This window comes from Nostocoides jenkinsii Ben 74, assembly GCF_001046875.1.
In the GTDB taxonomy this organism is placed as follows: Bacteria; Actinomycetota; Actinomycetes; order Actinomycetales; family Dermatophilaceae; genus Nostocoides_A; species Nostocoides_A jenkinsii.
This window is the reverse complement of the sequence record NZ_HF571038.1, coordinates 980,952-999,780: the sequence shown is the minus strand read 5'-3', so window position 1 is coordinate 999,780 and position 18,829 is coordinate 980,952. Positions and strand designations below refer to the sequence as shown.

The 18,829-nt window shown below is 70.6% G+C and carries 13 protein-coding genes; 4 read left to right on the top strand and 9 right to left on the bottom strand.

Annotated features, from left to right (window positions below):
- Positions 1-39 precede the first annotated feature (39 nt).
- Positions 40-1,800 carry an exodeoxyribonuclease V subunit alpha gene (gene recD / locus BN13_RS04690; protein WP_084733570.1) on the bottom strand — a complete coding sequence of 587 codons (1,761 nt, stop codon included), beginning with the start codon at positions 1,798-1,800 and terminating at the stop codon, positions 40-42.
- A 134-nt stretch (positions 1,801-1,934) separates the two neighbouring features.
- Between recD and BN13_RS04685 the strand changes: the two genes are divergently transcribed.
- Positions 1,935-2,996 carry a GNAT family N-acetyltransferase gene (locus BN13_RS04685; RefSeq protein WP_162199917.1) on the top strand — a complete coding sequence of 354 codons (1,062 nt, stop codon included), beginning with the start codon at positions 1,935-1,937 and terminating at the stop codon, positions 2,994-2,996.
- A gap of 29 nt (positions 2,997-3,025) precedes the next feature.
- Here the strand turns inward: BN13_RS04685 and BN13_RS04680 are convergent, their stop codons facing one another.
- Together BN13_RS04680 and recC are read right to left on the bottom strand one after the other, a co-directional pair.
- Entirely contained in the window at positions 3,026-6,616 is a 3,591-nt protein-coding gene (locus BN13_RS04680) for a UvrD-helicase domain-containing protein (RefSeq protein WP_157038438.1), read from the bottom strand.
- Entirely contained in the window at positions 6,613-10,014 is a 3,402-nt protein-coding gene (gene recC / locus BN13_RS04675; RefSeq protein WP_053079719.1) for an exodeoxyribonuclease V subunit gamma, read from the bottom strand. Before recC ends, BN13_RS04680 begins: the two co-directional genes overlap by 4 nt.
- A gap of 67 nt (positions 10,015-10,081) precedes the next feature.
- Here recC and BN13_RS04670 point away from each other — a divergent pair, with 67 nt between their 5' ends.
- On the top strand, positions 10,082-10,834 hold the full coding sequence (locus BN13_RS04670) for a lysophospholipid acyltransferase family protein (protein ID WP_048544843.1): 753 nt from the start codon (positions 10,082-10,084) through the stop codon (positions 10,832-10,834).
- A 60-nt stretch (positions 10,835-10,894) separates the two neighbouring features.
- Positions 10,895-11,764: an exodeoxyribonuclease III gene (locus tag BN13_RS04665; protein ID WP_201329045.1), complete on the top strand. Its 870-nt coding sequence runs from the start codon at positions 10,895-10,897 to the stop codon at positions 11,762-11,764.
- Positions 11,765-11,800: 36 nt separating this feature from the next.
- On the opposite strand, the gene BN13_RS04660 is transcribed toward BN13_RS04665, so the two are convergent.
- Genes BN13_RS04660 through BN13_RS04645 form a run of 4 tightly spaced genes read right to left on the bottom strand, consistent with a single transcriptional unit; the run spans position 11,801 to position 16,077 of the window.
- Entirely contained in the window at positions 11,801-12,337 is a 537-nt protein-coding gene (locus BN13_RS04660; RefSeq protein WP_048544840.1) for an NUDIX hydrolase family protein, read from the bottom strand.
- A gap of 13 nt (positions 12,338-12,350) precedes the next feature.
- Positions 12,351-13,223, bottom strand: coding sequence for an ECF transporter S component (locus BN13_RS04655; RefSeq protein ID WP_084733569.1), 873 nt, complete (start codon positions 13,221-13,223; stop codon positions 12,351-12,353).
- The gene (locus BN13_RS04650; protein ID WP_235433937.1) at positions 13,220-14,956 is read right to left on the bottom strand and encodes an ABC transporter ATP-binding protein; all 1,737 of its coding nucleotides are present in this window, start codon (positions 14,954-14,956) and stop codon (positions 13,220-13,222) included. The genes BN13_RS04655 and BN13_RS04650 overlap by 4 nt, the downstream gene beginning before the upstream one ends.
- On the bottom strand, positions 14,953-16,077 hold the full coding sequence (locus BN13_RS04645; RefSeq protein WP_048544838.1) for an energy-coupling factor transporter transmembrane component T: 1,125 nt from the start codon (positions 16,075-16,077) through the stop codon (positions 14,953-14,955). The genes BN13_RS04650 and BN13_RS04645 overlap by 4 nt, the downstream gene beginning before the upstream one ends.
- A gap of 9 nt (positions 16,078-16,086) precedes the next feature.
- Between BN13_RS04645 and BN13_RS04640 the strand changes: the two genes are divergently transcribed.
- Positions 16,087-16,530, top strand: a complete 444-nt coding sequence (locus BN13_RS04640; protein ID WP_157038437.1) for a hypothetical protein — start codon at positions 16,087-16,089, stop codon at positions 16,528-16,530.
- Positions 16,531-16,876: 346 nt separating this feature from the next.
- Here the strand turns inward: BN13_RS04640 and BN13_RS18245 are convergent, their stop codons facing one another.
- Entirely contained in the window at positions 16,877-17,425 is a 549-nt protein-coding gene (locus tag BN13_RS18245; protein WP_053079718.1) for a hypothetical protein, read from the bottom strand.
- Positions 17,425-18,829, bottom strand: a 1,405-nt coding sequence (locus BN13_RS04630; protein ID WP_048544833.1) for a prenyltransferase/squalene oxidase repeat-containing protein, incomplete at its 5' end; no start/stop codon positions are given. The genes BN13_RS04630 and BN13_RS18245, both read right to left, overlap by 1 nt.

Here is an 18,829-nt window from a genome sequence, read left to right as displayed (position 1 = left end):
GAGGGCACCGACAGCCCGGAAATGTCCGGCGCTGCCATGTCAGTCTGTGGCCAGGCGCTGGCGTAGTCCGCTTGCTCGCTGAATCCGGCGCCCCAAGGCGGCACGCACCGTCTCGGGCGTGCCGATAATCGCCACCTCCTCCTGCGCGCGAGTCACCGCGGTGTAGAGAAGCTCGCGGGTCAACAGCTGTGAGTCCGCATCGGGGAGCAGGACGGTGACGCGGCGCGCCTGACTGCCCTGGCTCTTGTGGACGGTGGCCGCGTGCATCGTCTCGACATCGGTGAGCCGGGCAGCGCTGACCTCGCGGATGCTCGTGCCGGCATCGAAGGCAGCGACGAGACGGCCGTCCCGGCGCACGACCACACCGGTGTCGCCATTGTTGAGGTCCATTGCGGGGTCATTGCTGGTGACCAGGAGGGGACGGCCGACATACATCGGCGCCCAATGGGCATCGCCGGTCTCTTCGGAGAGCCACTGCTCGATCTGACGGTTCCAGTAGGAAACGCCATACGGGCCGTGGCGGTGGGCACACAACAGCCGGTGGCTACCCAGCGCGGCCACGGCCGCAGCCGCATCGCCTTCTCGGGCATGGCCGCGCAACTCCAGCGCGGCGTCCACCATGAGCCCGCGGCGCTCGGCCAGATCCGCGAACAGGCTGACCTCCGGTCCACCGGCCTGGAGTATGCCGAGCGCCTCCTCCGCGGCCCCGTCACGAAGCGCCTGGGCGAGCAGGCCGATCTGGCCGCCGAAGCGGTAGGTACGACGCAGCCGCGCCACGAGTGGGCGACGAGCGTCGGCCCCCAAACCGGCCACGAGATCGGCCAGGACCGCGCCGGCCTCCACCGACGACAACTGATCGGGGTCGCCCACGATGATCAGCCGGGCCTCCGGGCGTAGCGCCTCCAGCAGGCGGGCCATCATCGTCAACGACACCATCGACGCCTCGTCCACCACGACGACGTCGTGCGGCAACCGCGAATGGCGATCGTGGCGGAACCGGCTGCGCGACTCCGGCTTCCACCCCAGGAGGCGGTGCAAGGTCGAGGCGCCAGTCGCCGGCAACCGGTCCCGGTCGGCCTCGGGGAGTCGCCGTGACGCCTCGTCGAACGCTTCCGCCAGACGTGCTGCGGCCTTCGCTGTTGGGGCGGCCAGCGCAAACCGCGGGACGTGGTTGGGGTCGGCCGCGGCATACTGCTCGGCCAGCAACGCCAGGACTTTGGCGATGGTCGTCGTCTTGCCGGTGCCCGGACCGCCGGTGATGATGATCGTGCTTTCCGCAACCGCCAATCGCGCGGCCTCGCGCTGGTCGGCATCGGCCTCGGCGGGGAACAGCCGACCCAGGCCGGCGTCGAGTCGGTCCGGCGCAATCGTCGGACGGGGACGGTGGCGCCGCCGGGACAGTTCATCGGCGACGAGGACTTCTTGGTCGTGATAGCGCTCCAGATAGAGCAGCCCGTTGTCGATCACCAGAATGCGCTGGGCGACGAGTGGGCTGCGGCTGATCCGGGCCAGCCAGTCGTCGGTGTCCGTGGGCCAGGGGAAGGTCGTGTCGATCTCGGCGACCTGGTGCAGGTCGAGGGCGACAGACCCGGTCCGCACCGCCCGGGTGGCGAGGGCGAGTCCGAGGGCAACCTCGGGATCGGTCTCCCCGGCCAATGCGCTCAGGCGCGCCGCGACATGGACATCGGTCGGGCCCAGGATGTCGGCCTCGTTGGCCTCGGCGAGCAGACCGCTGGCTCGCTGCACGCGGCGATAGTCGTCAATGGGTATGGCCGTGCGCCGCCCCGGACGCGTCGTCATCGCCCGCACCTCGCTGCTGCCGTCGGCCGGTCAAGAGTCACCTGCATGCTCGACGGGAGCGCTGTGGTCGACGGAAGCAAGCGCATCAGCTGATGGGCGCGGGTGTATCCCTGGCTCTCGGCTACGGTCCGAGGGTGCGCGACCACCTCGCGCCGCGCGTCCTGCGGACCAGCCGACTGACATTGCGTCCTCCGACGCGCGCGGATCACGATTTCCTGGGCGCACTGCACGGGGATCCGGAGTTGTACCGGCATGCGCCGTGGGCCCGGCAGACGGATCCCGCGGCCTTTGCTGTTGATTTCGCGGGCTGGCGTGGGATGTGGACGGAGCTGGGATTCGGCTACTGGGTGGTCCTGGATTGTGCGGGGGAGGCCATCGGGTTTGCCGGACTTCGCCCGGCCGCGCCGGGGCGCCTGAATCTGTATTACCGATTCGCGGGCGCGGCGCATGGTCACGGCTTCGCTCGTGAAGCGGCCCGCGCGGCCGTGACCCACGCCGCCGAATGGCTGCCAGGCCACGTGGTGGAGGCCGTCGTGATGCCGGGGCACACGGCCTCGATTCGCACCGCCGAATCGGCCGGGCTGATCCTCGCGGGGACGCGCCGGCACCCCGGCGATCCCGCTGAAGTGGGTGAGTCGCTGGTGCTGGAAGGCCCATCGATCGAACGCATCGACGCTCTCGACGACGAGCTTCGACACGACGTCCTGGCACTGTTTTCGCGCGTCACCGATGCGGGTGGATCGGTGGGCTTCCTGCCGGGCACGCCCGTGCGTGAGATCGCCGCAGCGCTCGCAGCGCACGAGGACGAGATGGCTGCCGGTCGCGCGTTCGCGGTGGCATTGCGCGATGGCTCGGCGCTCGCCGGGTGGGCCTGGTGGGTTCGATCCGTCAATTCCCTGTTGGGGCACGGCCGATGGCTTTATCGCTTCATGGTCGATCCGGCCCGCCAAGGCCGCAATGTCGGAGCGATTCTCCTCGCCGCCACCACCGGCCTCGCCCGGACCGACGGCGCGGAGCAATTGCATCTCTCCTATCGCAGTGGGTCGGGATTGGGGGAGTTTTACGCCAAAGGGGGCTACGTCGAAGTCGGTCGGCTTCCGGGCGTCATCCGGGTGGCCGCTGGGGACGACCGGGACGAGGTATGGATGAGCCGCCGCGTCGATGGGGGACCCCTCGTGGCGGACGGCCGCCGGTGATGGCTTAGGGGCGGTGCGGGCGTCGGGAGTCATGGGCGTCGCCCGTCGAGCAGGTTGCTGATCGCCTCGACCAGCGCCGCGGGCGGACGCCAGGAAAAGACCCCGGTCGGATTCCCGTCGATGATGGGCGTCTCCGGCCCGCACATCCCGCGGAGATAGAGATAGAGCACCCCACCCAGGTTGATTTCCGGGTCGTATGCCGCCAGTCGCCACCGCAGGAAGCGGTGCAGGACAACGGCATACAGGAGGGCCTGCAGGGGATAGGACGAGTGCTGCATCGCCGCCACCAGGGACGCCGGGCCGTAGTCGGCCGCCGTGAGCTCGATGTCGGGGGCACCGAGCCAGTTGGTCTTGTAGTCCACCACCAGAAAGCTTTCGCCGAGCCGGAGGACGACATCGACGGAACCCGTGAGGTAGCCGCGCAGCAATTGCCCGCCCAACTCTTCATCTTCCAGGGCGTCGGCATAGTCGAGGAGCGGGTCTCCAGCCGGGAGGTGTGCGCGGAGCAATGGGGCCAGATCGCCCAATAGGACGTGCGCGTCGTCACCGCCGTGCGACCTCGTCTCGTCGGGAAGGCCGCCGCCAGTCGTGCGGCCTCGGGCGTCGCCGCCGTCCAACGGGACCTCGAACTCCAACTCGCACAATCGATCTCGGGTCGGTATGGCCGCGAGGGTCGCCCCGGGGACAAGCGGCCCCAGCGGGGTGGTCACTACCGCGACGAGCGCGTCGGCGAGTTGGGCCGTCGGCAGGTCGACCGGCCATCTCGGCAGTTGCTCGGCGATGCACCGGGCGAACTCCGCGCGCAGATCGGCCACCTCCGGGTCGGCGGTCTCGAGCACCGCATGGACGAGGGAGCCGAACGCCGCCCCGACCGGCAGGCCCGCCATCGGGGACGGAGTCGCCGCCGCGATGAGTTCGGGGCCGACCACAGCGCCAGACTCGGTGCCGACTTCAGCGCCAGACTCGGTGCCGACCTCAGTGCCGACTTCCGTGCCCACCCCGGGCCCGACTTGCGTCGCGGCCTCCGTCCCCAGGCCAGGACGGTCGTCGGTCGGGCGATGGTGCGTTTGCGGCAGGAGCTCAGCGGCGGGTGACTCGTCGTCCTTGCCGGGCAACTCCGGCTCGATCGCCGGTTTGGTGCCGGTGGCGAGGGCCGCATCGGCTGCCTTGGTCAGCGCGGTGTAGGACGTCCGGCGCCAGTGCGGGTCGACCGAGCGGCTGAAGGTCGAGGCGAGGGCCGGCGTGACATCCGGGACCATGGCCACCCGTGGCGGTTCCTGGGTTGGGTCGAGCCGCTCGAGGTGCGGGCCCCCGAGCTGACTCCATTGGGTGAAGGTGTCGTGGACCATCCGGTCACTGGGGACGGCACATTCCCCCTCGGGGGCGCCGACGCCGCCGGGGCCGCGCCCGAACATGGCCCGATGCAGAGACGACGCGCGGGTGGTGGTCAGCGGAGCCCACCAGGTCACGAGTTGGCTTTGAGCCCGGGTCAGCGCGACATACAGGAGGCGAAGGTTCTCGCCGTCGTCCTCGGCGCGTGCGCGAGTAAAGGTCGCGAGATCGGGGCCAGTGCTCACGTCGACCACCCGCGTCCCGGAGTCGTCGTGGTAGCGCAACCCGATCGCCCGTCGATCATCCTCGAAGCCGCGTACGAACCGATCGCACAAGAACGGCGCATAGACGATCGGGAACTGGAGTCCTTTGCTGCCGTGGACGGTGGCGAGTTGCACGGCGGCACCGTCACTCTCCAACCGGCGGCTGCGCTCCCCGGACGTGCGTCCGCCAGACCCGGCCACTTGGGAGGTCAGCCAAGCGGTGAGTGCTGAAAAGCCACCCTGATCACGCGTTGCCGTGTCGTGCAGGATCTCGGCCAGGTGGTGCACGTCGGTGTAGTCGCGCTCGCCGCCGGGTTGGGCAAGGAGCCGGGTGCCCAACCCTCCTGCGTGCGCCGCCGCCAGCACCGCGGGTATGCCGCGCAGCGCGAACAACTCGGCCCAGCGGCGAAGCGTCGCAGCCACGGAATCCGTCAACTCGTCGCCACGCGCGTCCAAGGTGGCGATGGACTCACCGAAGAAGGGGGTCAGCGCGGCCGAGCGGACTCGATCGGCGCGGTTGGTGAACTCCATCGCCTCCAGGACCCGGAGCCACCATTGCGCGGCCCGGGAGTGGAAGACACTCTCGTCACCGGCGAGCACCGCCGGAATGCCGATGCGGGCAAGAGCCTTGCGGACCGCGCGCAGTTGCGCATTGGTCGCGCACAACACCGCCACGTCGCCGGGCGCGATCGGACGCCCGTCGAAGTTCGCGCCGGAACCGAGCGTGATGGCGATGTCGGCGGCGCAGTCGGCCGCGATCGTCGGCCTGGCCGTATCCACCCGCCCCAGGTCTCCGGGGCCGACGCCCAGGGCTCCTCGGTCCAGCACCCGCATCCGCCACGGATGTGGCGCGGGCAACCCGACCAACCGTGACGTCCGATGGCTCGCGGTGACCGGATGCACGACGACCTCGGGATGGCCGAGGCTCATTCCGCCGAGACCAACGCCGACTGCGTCCACCAGCGGTGCGTCCGTCCGCCGATTGACATCGAGCGTGAACAGCTGGTCGGCCACGTGGCGCGCCCGGAGGTAGGTGTCGATATCGCCGCCGCGAAAGGCGTATATGGCCTGCTTCGGATCGCCGATCAGGACGAGGTCGCAGTGCCCGTGGAAGGCCCGCTCGAAGACGTGCCACTGCACGGGATCGGTGTCCTGGAACTCATCGACCAGGACGACGCGCCACCGAGCGCGCATGCGCGCTCGTGCCGGGGAGGTCGGATCGGCCAAGGCGTGGGCCAGGTCGGCGAGCAGATCGTCATACGACAGCAGTCCGAGTCGCCGCTTGCGGGTGGTGAGTTCGGCACGCACGGCCTCGGCGAATCTCACTCGCTCCTCGTCGTAGGACCCGTCCGGCGCGTTGTCGGGGCCGATCGCCGCGGCGGGATCGCCGGCCACTAACTCCGCGATCTCGCGCGCCTCGGCATGGGTGAACGGGACCACTTCGACCGCGCGATAGCGGGCGAGGTAGAGGTCATCAACGACGTCGTGCAGCAGGTCGCTCTGGTCCTCGATCAGCGTCGTGTCGGGATCGGTGTCGCCGGCCACGCCGAGACTGCGCAGTCCCAGATGGCAGAACTGATGAATGGTGGCGATGGTGGCGTCGTCGAAGGCCCCGAGGGCGTCCCGGATGCGCAGATGACGGCACCGCAGGACGTCCGTGTCCACGGGATCGAACTCGCCGAGCAGCGTGCGCTCCAGCCGGTCGAGACGGTCGGGGCGCGCGCGACCGGCCAGGGCATCGCGCAGCAGTCGCTCGGCGCGGATAAGGCGTTCGCGCACGCGTTCGCGAAGCTCTTCGGTTGCGGCGCGCCCGAAGGTGACGACCAGCAGCTGATCCAGTGGCAGGCCGTCGGCGACGTGGCGCGCCACGAGGGCGGCAATGGCCCAGGTCTTGCCGGTGCCGGCGGAGGCCTCCAGCACCGTGGTGCCGCGCGGCAAGGGCGCGGTGATGTTGAAGGGTGTGCTTATGTCGAAGGCGGCGGGTCCCACTTCCGCCACGCGCTCGCTGGGGATCGAATCGGTCATTTGTCGGCCCCCGAATACAGCGCGGGCCGCCAGACCCGTATGGCCGTGTAGCCGAATCGCGACGGGGGCGCGCTGTCCGCCGGGAGTGCCTCCAGGAACTCGTCGGGCGGCACGGGGTCCAGCCAGATGTCCAAAGACGACGAGGCGCCATAGAGATAGGTCACCGATGGTGCGTCGCGATCGTGGCTGCGCGCCCACTCGTCACGCGCCCGCGCCAGGGCCGCGTCCGTCGGCTTCTTGGCCCGATAGACGTGCTTGGCGTAGGCCAGGGAGGTGCGCGGGGCAAAGGCGAGCGGTCTGGTCAGGCCGAGGTCGCGCAACTCGATCAGATCTTCGAGAAAGACCCGGGCAGGGTGCGCGGCGACGCGCGCCAACGAGATGCGCTTAGGCCGGGTGCCCCACCGCCCGACAATCTCGGACGTCCAGGCTTCGCCGGGTCCCGCGCTGGCACACAACGCCAAGTGGTTGATCCAGGTCTCCAGGATTTGCTTGCCGGAGAGGCTCGCATAGGTCGCGTGCAGGTAGGACGTGCCGCGCACGCGACCGACCGTGCCGGTTAGGCGTCGCCCCCCAAGGTCGAGCTCGATGTCGGCCGTGCGTGCCGGCTGCGTGGCGAGGGCCGCCCCCAGGGCGCCGGCAACCTCGTCGGCGATGGTGTCGGCAGTCGTCCCGACCGCCCGCAGCGTCGCCGAGCCAAGGCCGCCGGGTGGTAGCTGGCCGCGTAGCCGCTCGGCCGTCTCGATCTCGGCAATCCCCGCACCCGACAGACGTTGTTGCAGGAGTCGATCGCCGAGCCCCCACTTCTCCAGCGGGTCCAACTCGATCGGGATGCCGGCCGCCGCGGACTCGTCATCGCGACGCACGGCGACCCCGACCCGGTCACGCAAGAAGGCGCGGGTGGGGTCGGCGAAGAAGTCGTGAAGCTGCGCGAGCGTGACGTCGTCAGCAGCGCTTGCGGGCAGTGGCCCGGGCAGGACCAAGCCTGGCGCGGGCCGTCGGCGATTGGTGGTTCGAGCAGAGCTTCGGGCGGCACGCACTGCCGTCACGGCGGGGACGGCCTGAGGATCAAAGGTTGCTGGTGCGCCGCCGGGGGAGCGTCGGGTCGCCTCGTCGAAGGACTGGAGGGGATGGCGGATCACCGGGGCCCCGTCGGGATCGTCGGGACCGATTCCCCGGGCAGCCCGGGCAGCGTCGATGAACTCGCCGACCGGCACGGCGGGTGGTCGCGCGGCGCCGGTCTGTGGATCGGCGCCGGAATAGGTAAGGACCAAGGTCTGGGTTGCCGCACACACGGCATCGAGCAGGAGTTGGCGATCCTCCGAGCGAGCATCGCGCTCGCCGGTCATTGGCTCGCGCGCGAGCAAGTCGTCGCCGTCGGGCGCGCCGCGACGTGGAAACACCCCGTCATCGAGGCCGAGGAGGGCGATCACCCGGTGGGGCACCGATCGCATCGGCACCATCGTGCACACGGTCAGACTGCCGGTGCGGAAGTTGGTCCGGCCCGGTCTGCCCTCCAGTCGGTGCGCCAACAGCGCCCGGATGTCACTGTGCGCCAACGGAAGATGGTCACCCCGAGGCGACAGCGTCAACTCGCGTTCCACCTCGGCGCGCTGCCACAACTCATCCAGTGGCACCTCAGTCAGCGCATTGGTGCCGTCGATCAGGGTGCGCGTCCAATCCGTCGCCAACGAGGCAGCGTTGGCGGCCTCCCGGAAGGCGGCGACGCGGTCGACGAACTCGGCGACCCGTCCCACGAGGTCCAACGTGCCGCTGTCGACGTCGTCGACCGGCAACACCCGCTGGTAGGGCCGACCTGGCTCCTCCGCGCGGGCGACGCCGAGGAGCAACCGATCGAGTCCGAAGCGCCAGGTGTTGGCGCCGAGATTGCCCAGATTGAAGTCCGCGCGTTGTTCGGCATCCAAGCCCCACCGAATCCCGGCCTGCTCGACCCATCGGGCGAACCGCTCGAGATCATCGTCATCGAAGCGGAAGCGGCGCCGGACGGGCTCTGCCGCCGCGAGATCGAGGAGTTCGGCGGCCGCGAAGCGACCGCGAGACAACTCCACCAGTCGCGCCGCCACGGCAAGCAGCGGGTTGCTCGCCGCAAGTGATCGATCGGCCAGCTGGACACGGAGCAGGTGGCCGGGGTGGGCCGGCCCATCGAAGCGGATGTCGGCGAGGCCGAAAGCGGCGTGGATCAACGGTGCATAGGTCTCGACGTCCGGACACATGATCAGGATGTCGCGGGGCTCCAGGGTCTCGTCATCGGCAAGCAACCCCACGAGGGCTTCTCGGAGCACCTCGACCTGGCGGGCTTGCCCATGGCAGGCGTGCACCTGGATGGACAGATCGTCGGGTCCGATGCGGCGGGCCGCCGCGGCGGCACAGTCCGGCACGGCATCCGCCCTCAGATCGGCCTGCAACCAGGCGAGCCAGGACCTCGGCGGTGCCGTCGGCGTCTGAATCTCGTCATCGAGCGCGGGTCCGGCGACCCTCAGCTGGCGCTGCAACTCCCGCAGGTCACGACCCAATGACACCAGCAGGGGATGCTCGACGACCAACTGCGAAGCGTCCGCGCGTCGCGGCGTGGGCCCCGCGTCGCCGGTGGCGGCCAAGCGCCCCCACAGCGCGGGTGACGGGTGCGGCAGCCACAGGTGCACCTCACGATGGATGGCTCCGGCCCGGAGCAGCTCGAGTTCGCTGACGGGGATGCGCGTATGCCCGAACAGAGACACCCGGGCGGGCAGGTCGAACGAGTCCGGATCGGTGGTCAACCGCGCGACTGTCGCGTCATGCCGGGTCGTCGGCGTCGGCAACCCCAGACGAGTCACGACCGCGCGCCACAGGCGCGGCTGCCACGCAAGGTCCACCGGCACCGATCCGCCGGCGCCGTCGTCCCACGGTCCGTCCGGACCGGCGGCCTCCCAGGAGCGCAAGACACCAGGGCGTTGCGTGGCGTAGCTGTGGAAGAGCCCGGCCAGCCGACGAGCCACCGAATAACGCCGACCGTGTCGGAAGACATCGTCCGGGCGACCACCGGGAAAGCCGAGATGGGCCGCGAGGGGGGCCGCCCAGGCATACGACAACGACGCGTCGATCGTCTCGAGAAGTGGCCACACGAGCTGATCCGGCAACCACGGATCGTCCCGGTCCGTCTCGAGCAAGAGGGTGGTCAAGGAGTTGGGCGAGAGGAAGCGCACGCCGGCACAGACCCCGTCGTCCCCGGAGACCGCACCCAGCCGGTGCGACAACCGTTGCGTTAGCCATCGCTCAACACCCCGCGCCGGCACGATGACCAATTCGGTGGCGAAGGGATCGGCCGGCGGCGTGGCGAGCAGCGCGGCGAGCCCCTCGGCGAGGAGATCGGTCCGCGTTGCGCGGTGCAGGTGCAAGGCCACGTCCGTCACCTTAGATCGCGCCACCGACAGCCCACCGAGCGGACGCGGTAGCCCTAACCTTGGAGCCATGGAGCCCGTGTATGCCCCCGTCATCGCCTTCACCAAGGGAGTCTTCCGGGCGCAGGGCCTGAAGTTCACGATCGTGGGCGCGGACAATGTGCCCCGCACCGGCGGGGCCGTCATGGCCATCAACCACACGAGCTACTTCGATTTCACGTATGCCGGGCTGGCCGCCCAAACGAATCACCGCTACGTCCGGTTCATGGCCAAGAAGTCGATCTTCGAGCATCGGATCGCCGGCCCGCTCATGCGGGGGATGGGACACATTCCGGTCGACCGAGCCAATGGCGCCGGGTCCTATCGAGAGGCTCTCGCCGCCCTGAAGTCCGGCGAGATCGTCGGGGTCTTCCCCGAGGCGACGATGTCGCGCAGCTTTGAATTGAAGGAGTTCAAGTCGGGCGCCGCGCGAATGGCTCGCGACGCCCGGGTGCCGCTGCTGCCCACCACCCTGTGGGGTGCCCATCGGGTCTGGACCAAGGACGCGCCGAAGCATCGCGGTCGCAGTCGCATCCCGATCTTCGTCGAGATCGGCGAGCCCATCGTGGTCGAGCGGGGGAGCAATGTCGATGAGGCGACGGCGCGGTTGAAGGCGGCCATGCAGGAGCAACTCGACCGTCAGCAGGCGGCCTATCCGCGCTTGACCGGTGCCGACCTGCGCTATCTGCCCGCCCGCCTCGGCGGCACGGCTCCGACAGTGGAGGAGGCCGCCGCGGCCGACCTGCACGACATGACCCGCACGAAGGACGAGTTCAACTCCTAGGGCAGACGACCCGCGAAAGGCAGATCCCCTGCGCCGGACGGGACACATAGGCTGCCGGTCGTGCTGCGCATCGCAACGGTCAACGTCAACGGGATCCGCGCCGCCCAGCGCCGCGGGTTCGGCGCCTGGCTGCAGGCAACGAACCCCGATGTTGTTGCGCTGCAAGAGGTTCGCTGCCCGGAAGGGGACCTGCCGGATGATGCCTTCGGGGGCTACCACGCGGCATACGACTCGGGGGTGCGCGCGGGCCGCAATGGGGTGGCGGTGCTCACCCGGCACGCTCCGGTGGCGGTGCGCACGCTCCATTCCGACGGGTATGACCGTCCGGTCGCCCGTGAGCTGCGCGCCGCCGCCGACCAAGGGCGCTATCTCGAGATCGATCTCGCCGAGATTCCGCTCACCGTGGCGAGTGTGTACGTACCCAAGGGAGGATTGCCGGCGCACCTGCAGAAGCCGGGAAGGATGCGCGAGGCGCCGGACGGGGGCGCGGCATACGACCGGAAAATGCGGTTTGCCGCGGGGCTGAGCCGACATCTGGATCGCTCACGGCGCGCGGCGGCGGCTCAGGGACGCGAGTTCATCGTGATGGGGGACTTCAATGTGGCGCATCGCGAACTCGACGTGGCTGCCTGGCGTCGCTCGCGCCAGTCGGTCGGCTTCCTTCCGCAGGAGCGGGAGTGGCTGGCCGAGTTGCTGTCCCCGCGCCGCTTTGTCGATGTCGTGCGACGGCTACATCCGGACCAGCCCGGTCCCTACTCCTGGTGGTCCTGGATGGGCAATTCGTATGCCGTGGACTCGGGTTGGCGGATCGACTACCACTTCGCGTCGCCCGGGTTGGCGCGGACTGCCGTGCGCGCGTGGGTGGACCGGGAGACCGACGGTGTGCGCATCAGCGATCACTCCCCGGTCTCCGTGGACTACGACTTCTGAGGCTTCGGCTGGCTGGTCGTCGGGTTGGCTGCGGCGTCAGATGGCGTGGCCGAGGTGCGCGATGGCCTGGCGAAGCAGCACCCCGTGACCGCCGTCCATCTCGGCCAGCACCGCGGGATCAAGCGCCTCGTCCGGCGTGAGCCAGGCGAGGTCGAGGGCATCCTGTTGCGGCGCGCAATCACCGGCCACGGGCACGACGAAGGCCAATGAGACGGCATGTTGGCGCGGGTCGTGGAAGGCGGTGACCCCGGGGGTGGGGAAGTATTCGGCGACCGTGAACGGAACCGGACTCACGGGAATCTGGGGGAGCGCCACCGGGCCGAGGTCCTTCTCGATGTGGCGGAGCAGCGCGTCTCGGATCCGCTCGTGGAAGAGGACGCGACCGGAGACGAGTTCGCGCTGGATGCGGCCCCCATCGGTCGCCCGCAGAAGGAGGCCGATCGACGTGACGGCGCCCCCGCCATCGACGCGGACGGGAACGGCATCGACATACAGGATGGGCATCCGGCCGCGGACGGACGCGAGCTCCTCGTGGCTGAGCCAGGCTTCGCGACGTTCGACATCCAGGTTCATGGGCCCGTTTCTATCACCGGTCGACGGGTCGAGGGCCGGTCGGTTCGAAGGTGACGGCAGCACCGAAGGCCGCCTTGCGTACGGCTCGACGCAGCGCGCCCAGGACGGCGGATCCGGTCAGCAGGATGAGGACGGCATTGGTCAGGGCGCGGCCGAGATCCCAGCCGAAACTCGTGGCCAGGCTAAACAGCGCGAACCGGTGCAGGTTGTCGATCGGATTGGCGCCGGGCTCGAAGGATAGGCCGGTTCCGGAGCCAATTGCGAACGGCCAGAACGAAAAATTGAGCAGCCACCCATAGAGCAGACCACTGATGCCGCCGTATGCCGCGAGCAGCCACAGCTCCGTCCGTCCCCGCGCGCGGGGGAGGAGCCCCGCGCCGAGCCCGACCCAGGCGGCGCCGAGCATTTGATAGGGGAGCCAGGGACCGACGCCTCCCGTGATCAGCGCGGAGGCGAAGAGCGTGGTCGCCCCGAGCACGAAACCGAACCCCGGCCCGAACACGCGGCCGGCGAGCACGAGGAGGAAGAAGACGAGTTCGACGCCGGCGCTCCCGGCGCCGAGCGGGCGCAGGACGGCGCCGACAGCGGACAGGACGCCGAGCATCGCAACGGCCTTGACGTCGAGGCCGCCGTCGGCGATCTCGGCGAGCACGACGGCAAGTAGGAGGGGGAGGAGGAGCGCGAAGACGAACGGGGCGTCGTTGCCGTGTGCCAGACCCGAGCCCGGGTCGACGATCAGCGGCCAGCCGAAGGCGATGACCCCGGCCAGGCTCACCAGGATCAGCGCCAGGGTGGAGCGGGCGCGGAGCCGGATAGCGGTGGATGTGGCGGCGGGCGGGCGTTCGGCGGGGGGGTGGGGCACGGCGGGGGCGGGGGGCACGGTCATCCGACATCGCCGGCTTCGGCCAGTGCCTGCCGGACTTGTGCGACTGTCAGGAGTGGGGCGGGGGCGAGCACCTTGGCGACCTGCGGGGCGAATGCCGCGGACGCGGCCACGACGTCGGGGGTCGGGCCGTGGGCGACGACCTCGCCTTCGGCCATGACGACGACCTCGTCGGCGGCGTCGGCGACGAATTCGACATCGTGGGTGGAGATCAGGACGGTATGGCCGTGCCCCGCCAACCCGCGCACGATGCCGGCGAGCCGGGTCTTGGCGGGGTAGTCCAGGCCGCGGGTCGGCTCGTCGAGGAGGACGACGTCGGGGCCGGCGGTGAGTTGGATGGCCAGGACGAGGGCGAGCTTTTGACCCTCGCTGAGGTCGCGCGGATGGCGGTCGGCGGGGATGCCGGGGGCGAGGTCGTCCAGGAGGGCGCGGCAGGTTCCGGTGGGTTTGGCGGACTCGGCGTCGGCCTGATCGCATTCGGCGCCAACGGAATCCAGATAGATGAGGTCGCTGGCGGTCTGCGGGACGAGGCCGACGCGGGCCCGGCGCGCGACGGGTTTTAAGGTGGCCGGGTCGCTGCCATCGGTGACCGCGACGCGGCCGGCGCTGCGCGTGCCGGTGCCGTGCAGGGCCCACAGGAGCGAGGACTTCCCGGCGCCATTGCGGCCCATCAGCGCGGTGACCCGCCCCGCCGGCACGGCCAAATCCACCCCCCGCACCGCCCGCACCCGCCCGTGGTCCACCCGCAGCCCCGTGGCGCGGATTCCGGGGGTCGGAACCGTCAAGGAACTTCTGCTAGCAGAAGTTAGTGAACTGTGGACACCTTGCAAGGTGTCCACAGTTGACGAACCTCTGCTAGCAGAAGTTAGGAGGGGCGCCCCCAGCCCACCCAACCGCGCGCGGAGGGGGGCGGCGGCGCGGCGGGCGTCGCGGATGCTGACCGGGAGGGGGGACCACGCGGCATACCGACCCAGCTCGACCACCGGCGGCGCTACAGTGGCGTCGCGCATGATTTCGGCGGGCGAGCCGGAGCGTACCCGGCCGTCGACCACCTCGACGACGCGATCGGCATACTGAATCACCCGCTCCAGCCGATGCTCCGCAATCACGATGGTGACCCCGAGGTCGTGCACGAGCCGGGTGAGGGTGGCCAAAACCTCCTCTGCCCCAGTCGGATCCAGGGCCGACGTCGGCTCGTCGAGCACCAGGATGCGTGGCTGCGTCGTCAGCACCGAGCCGATCGCCACCCGTTGCTGCTGCCCGCCGGACAGGTCCCGCAGCGGGGCGGCGCGCAGGTCCGCGATACCGAGCAGATCCAGGGTCTCCTCGACGCGCTTGCGCATCGTCGTCGGCGGCAGGGCGAGTTGCTCCATGCCATACGCCAGCTCCTCCTCGACGGTGTCCGTCACGAAGCCGGCCACCGGGTCCTGACCGACCACCCCGACGATGTCGGCCAAGTCCCGCGGCCGATGCGTCGCCGTGTCCCGCCCGAGGACCCGCACGCGGCCGGTCAGCAGCCCTCCGGTGAAGTGCGGCACGTGCCCGTTCAGTGTGCCGAGCAGCGTCGATTTGCCCGAACCCGTGCGTCCGACGACCAGCACGAGCTCGCCTTCCTCGATGCTCAGGTCCACCTCGCGCAGCGTCGGCGCGCTCGCCTCGGGATAGCGGACCGAGACGCGGTCGAGTTCGAGCACCGCTTCCCCCATTCCGTATGCCGCGTCGCTCCACCCGCTCATGCCGTCACCTCGCGCGTCGCCCGGCTGCTCGACAACGGCGGGACGGGGGTGGCCACGGCCGGCACGATAGCGAGCAGGAGCCCGGCCAGCACGGGCAAGGGGAGGGCGGGCCAGGCGAGGGGACGCAGCGGCATACCCAAGGAAAGGGGTTCGCGGCGCAAGGTGACGAGGGAGCCGACCAAGGCGGCCACGCCGCACCCGACCGTCACCCACTCGGCGACACCCCACGGCTCCCGCCGATAGATCGTCCGTCGCACTCGACGCCCGCCGGCCCACAGTCCCGCCACGCACGCCGCGAGGCCGGCGACCAGGACTGGCATCCCGAGCGCCGCGGGAGTCGTGGTGTCCAAAAGGCCATAGAGACCGACGGCCGTCCCCATCAACCCCAGCGCGGCAAGCGCCCCGGTGAGGCGCCCAGACTCCCGCTCGTTGCGGCCGTACCCGCGTCCGTCCATGGCTGCCGCGAGGGCCAGCGAGCGATCGAGGGTGTCCTGCAGGATGGGCATGGCGACGGAACGAAAACCCTTGAAGCGCAGCGTCATTTCGCCCCGAAGCTGGCGTGCCCGGACGACCCGCTGCAAGCTCTCGGCAAGCTGCGGCGCCACGGTCACGGCCACCACCAAGGCCGAGCCGATCTCGTGCAGCGCCGCCGGGAACACCTTCAGGAGCCGCTTGGGCGAGGCCAGCGCGTTCGCGGCGCCGATGGCCAGGATCATCATGCCGAGCCGAGCGCCTTCCAGGGCGCCGCCGAGCGCGCCCTCGAGATAGACGGTGCCGCCGAGTTGGATTCCGGCCGCCCAGGAAGGCAGGTCGGCCTGCGGCAGCGGCAGCAGCCGATGTTCACCGAACTTCAGCCCGACCAGGATGTGCAGCACCACGCGGGTGGCGACGATGACGGCGCCGAGCGCGGCATACAGCCGGAACGTGCGCCCCCACGGCGACCCGTCGCGGCGCGCCATGACGACGCCGGTCAGGACCAGGCCGTGCGCGGCGAGCAGCGCCGGGTTGGTGGCCAGGCTCGCGCTGGCGGCCATGGCGATGGCCCACAACCACCAGGCCGCCGGATGAAGATGGCGGATCACTGCGCGGCGGCGCGGTCCCGCTGGCGGCGGACTACCCATGCCCCGAGTATGAGGAGCGCCCCCACCCCGGCGCCCCCACCGACGATGAGGGCGGGGGAGGCGCCACCCGAGGTGCCCGAGTCGGGGAGAGCGGTCGCCGACGTCGCGGGCGCCGAGGTATCCGTCGTCTTCTCGGTCGCACCGGCCGCCGAGGTGTCCTCGGAGGCTGAGGACGCAGGCGGGTCGCTCGTGGATGAGGCCTCGCCGGAGCTGGTCTTCGTCGCCGAGGGCGCGGTCGAGGCTGGCGCTGAGCCGGTGCCCGTGGCTGACGGTGAGGTCGGCGGCCGAGTGGTCGAGGACGTGGTCGTCGAAGCCGGCGGCGTCGTCGCCGGTGGGGTGGTCGCGGATGGCGGGGCGGGTGGCGCCACGGAGGGCTGCGCGCCGGCGCCGAAGGCAACCCCGACGACGCTGCCGGGCGCGGGATTCAGGGTGGCTGCGCCCGTCGAGCTGTAGGCCCACGAACCGCCGGCGGACGCCGACCACACGGACCAATAGGCACTTGCCGACGGCGTCTGCACGCACGGCTCCACGTCGGCGGTGGGGAAGCCCGCGACTCGGCAGATGAAGGTGGTCGGGAAGCGTTGGGTCCCTTCCACCGCAAAACCAGCACTCTCCAGGGCACCCCACGCACTCGTGGGATCGCCTGCGGCGCAACCCGTTTGGACGCGCGCGCCGAAGTCGACGACGACGCTCACCCCGCTGGTTCCGGAGCACGTCGCCGCGCCCGCGGGGCCGGCAAACGTCAGCGATGCGGCCCCGAGGGTGGTGGCGAGTAGCGCAGCGCGGGCGGAGGTGCGCCTCACTTCGGCGGCGCTACCGTCGGCGGTTTGCCCGCGCCATACGCCCAGCCCTCGACCGTGCCCGGCTTCGGGTTGTAGCTCCCCGCGCTCGTCGTAGCGTAGGTCCACTTCCCGCCACGCGCGGCGTGCCAGTAGGACCAATACTTCGTCGTGGGCGGCATCACCACGCACGCATCCTGTGTCGCGGTCGGCCGCCCGTTGATCCGGCAGACGGCCGCCGGGAAGCGCGCCACCATCGCGACGGTGAACCCGGCACCCCGTAGCGCAGCCAGCCCGGACGTCGGATCGCCACTCGCACAAGAGATTTTCTCGGTCGTGCCGAAGTCGACGACGACGCTCACCCCCTTGCCGCGGGGGCACGCGGTCGCCTTCTCACTGGCGGCGGCCCCGTCCCCAACCGTATGCCGCGCGCTCGCCGCCGGCGCAGCCCCCACCGCCGCCATCGAGGTCGCGAGCGCAGCGGCTCCCAGCGTGGCCGCGATCCGGGGGCGACTCCCGAACCAGCGGTTCTGGGCGGGGGTCGGGGGGCGGGTGGTGCGTACGGTCATCAGTGGCTCCTTCCACGGCGGAGGATGACGGTGGCGCCGGCGGCGCCGGCGAGGACGAAGGCTCCCGCGGCAACAAGCGCCGCTGTTGAGGTGCCGGGTTCGGCGGCGCCGGGCGTGACTGCAGCCGTCGCCGAGACCGAGGCCGAGGGCGCCGAGCTGCTAGCAGCCCGCGCGGAAGTGCTTGCCGGAGAAGAGCTTTCCGACGCGCTCGGCGTGGCAGGCTGGCTGCTCGTCACGGTCCGAGTCGCCGTGGCGGTCTCCGTGTGCGTCACCGCGGCAGGAGCCGCGGTCACGGTCGAGGTCGCCGTCTGCGTCACGGTCGCCGTGACCGTGTGGGTGATAGTCGCCACCGGCGTCGAACCCGTTGTGGCCGTCGTCGAACTCGACGTCGACGTGCTCGTCGAGGTCTCCGTCGGGCCCGCGCAGCCGTCCGCCCCCTCCGTCACGCCGGCAATCGCGACGGTTGCCAGGCCGGCCGAACCGAGGCCGAGCAGGGCCTGTGCGGTAGCCCGACGCTCCTGGTCGGAGGCGACGGCGTGGGAGCCGGCGGCGACCAGCGCGGCATACGTCTGAGGGTCGTAGGCAACCGCCCCACGAACCGTCGCCGGCGCGTCGCATCCGAGTTGCACCGACCTCAGGAAGTCGGCGGCCGCGTCTGCCTCGGCCGTCCGCCCCGCGCTGCGCCAGGCCATGGCCGCGAGCCCGGTCGTGTTGGCGTTGACCCCACTCGTGCCGGAGCCGCCCACAACCCCACCGGACGGCTCCTGCGCCGCCGACAGATGCAGGGCAGCCGCGTCCTGGGCGCCGTCTTGGCCACCCACGGCGGCCAGCGCGACGACGGCCAACGACGTGGCGTCCGGATCGCTGACGCACGCGCCGTCGCCCGGGAACATCCGGAAGCCATCGTCCGAACATTGCTGTGCCAGTAGGTAGTTCACTGCATTCACTGACGGCTTCGATGCCGTGCGCGACAGCGCGATGAGCCCCAGAGCCTGGGTGAACGTGTTCGAGGTGTCCCCGTATGCCGTGTGGTCGGCATACCGCCCATCGGCGGTTTCCAGGGATTGCAGGTCGGCGACGAGGTCGTGCCCACCGAAGGAGCTTGGGTCGCCGGTCACGGCGGACGCCAGGATCGCGGTCTTGGCGACGGGCCCGGCATACAACTCGGTCGCACCGAACGTCGGGCCGAGGTAGTCGTCCACATGCGCCGAGATGGCCGCGGTCGAATCCCGCGCGGTCGCCGCCCCGCTGCCCGCGGCGAGCATGCCGAGGACGGCATCGATCGTCAGCCCGATGTCTGCCTGATCGGAGCCGGGATACGGCAGCAGACCGTCGTGCGCCCTGATCTCGCGAGCGAGGAAGGCGGACCCCGCCGCCCCGGCACCGGCCCCCGCCGCACCCGCA

Bases quoted from the DNA above. Each gene is read 5' to 3' on its own strand.
- recD (WP_084733570.1), bottom strand. From the start codon at position 1,800: ATGACGACGCGTCCGGGGCGGCGCACGGCCATACCCATTGACGACTAT.
- BN13_RS04680 (WP_157038438.1), bottom strand. From the start codon at position 6,616: ATGACCGATTCGATCCCCAGCGAGCGCGTGGCGGAAGTGGGACCCGCC.
- BN13_RS04670 (WP_048544843.1), top strand. From the start codon at position 10,082: ATGGAGCCCGTGTATGCCCCCGTCATCGCCTTCACCAAGGGAGTCTTC.
- BN13_RS04660 (WP_048544840.1), bottom strand. From the start codon at position 12,337: ATGAACCTGGATGTCGAACGTCGCGAAGCCTGGCTCAGCCACGAGGAG.
- BN13_RS04655 (WP_084733569.1), bottom strand. From the start codon at position 13,223: ATGACCGTGCCCCCCGCCCCCGCCGTGCCCCACCCCCCCGCCGAACGC.
- BN13_RS04650 (WP_235433937.1), bottom strand. From the start codon at position 14,956: ATGAGCGGGTGGAGCGACGCGGCATACGGAATGGGGGAAGCGGTGCTC.
- BN13_RS04645 (WP_048544838.1), bottom strand. From the start codon at position 16,077: ATGGGTAGTCCGCCGCCAGCGGGACCGCGCCGCCGCGCAGTGATCCGC.
- BN13_RS04640 (WP_157038437.1), top strand. From the start codon at position 16,087: ATGAGGAGCGCCCCCACCCCGGCGCCCCCACCGACGATGAGGGCGGGG.
- BN13_RS18245 (WP_053079718.1), bottom strand. From the start codon at position 17,425: ATGACCGTACGCACCACCCGCCCCCCGACCCCCGCCCAGAACCGCTGG.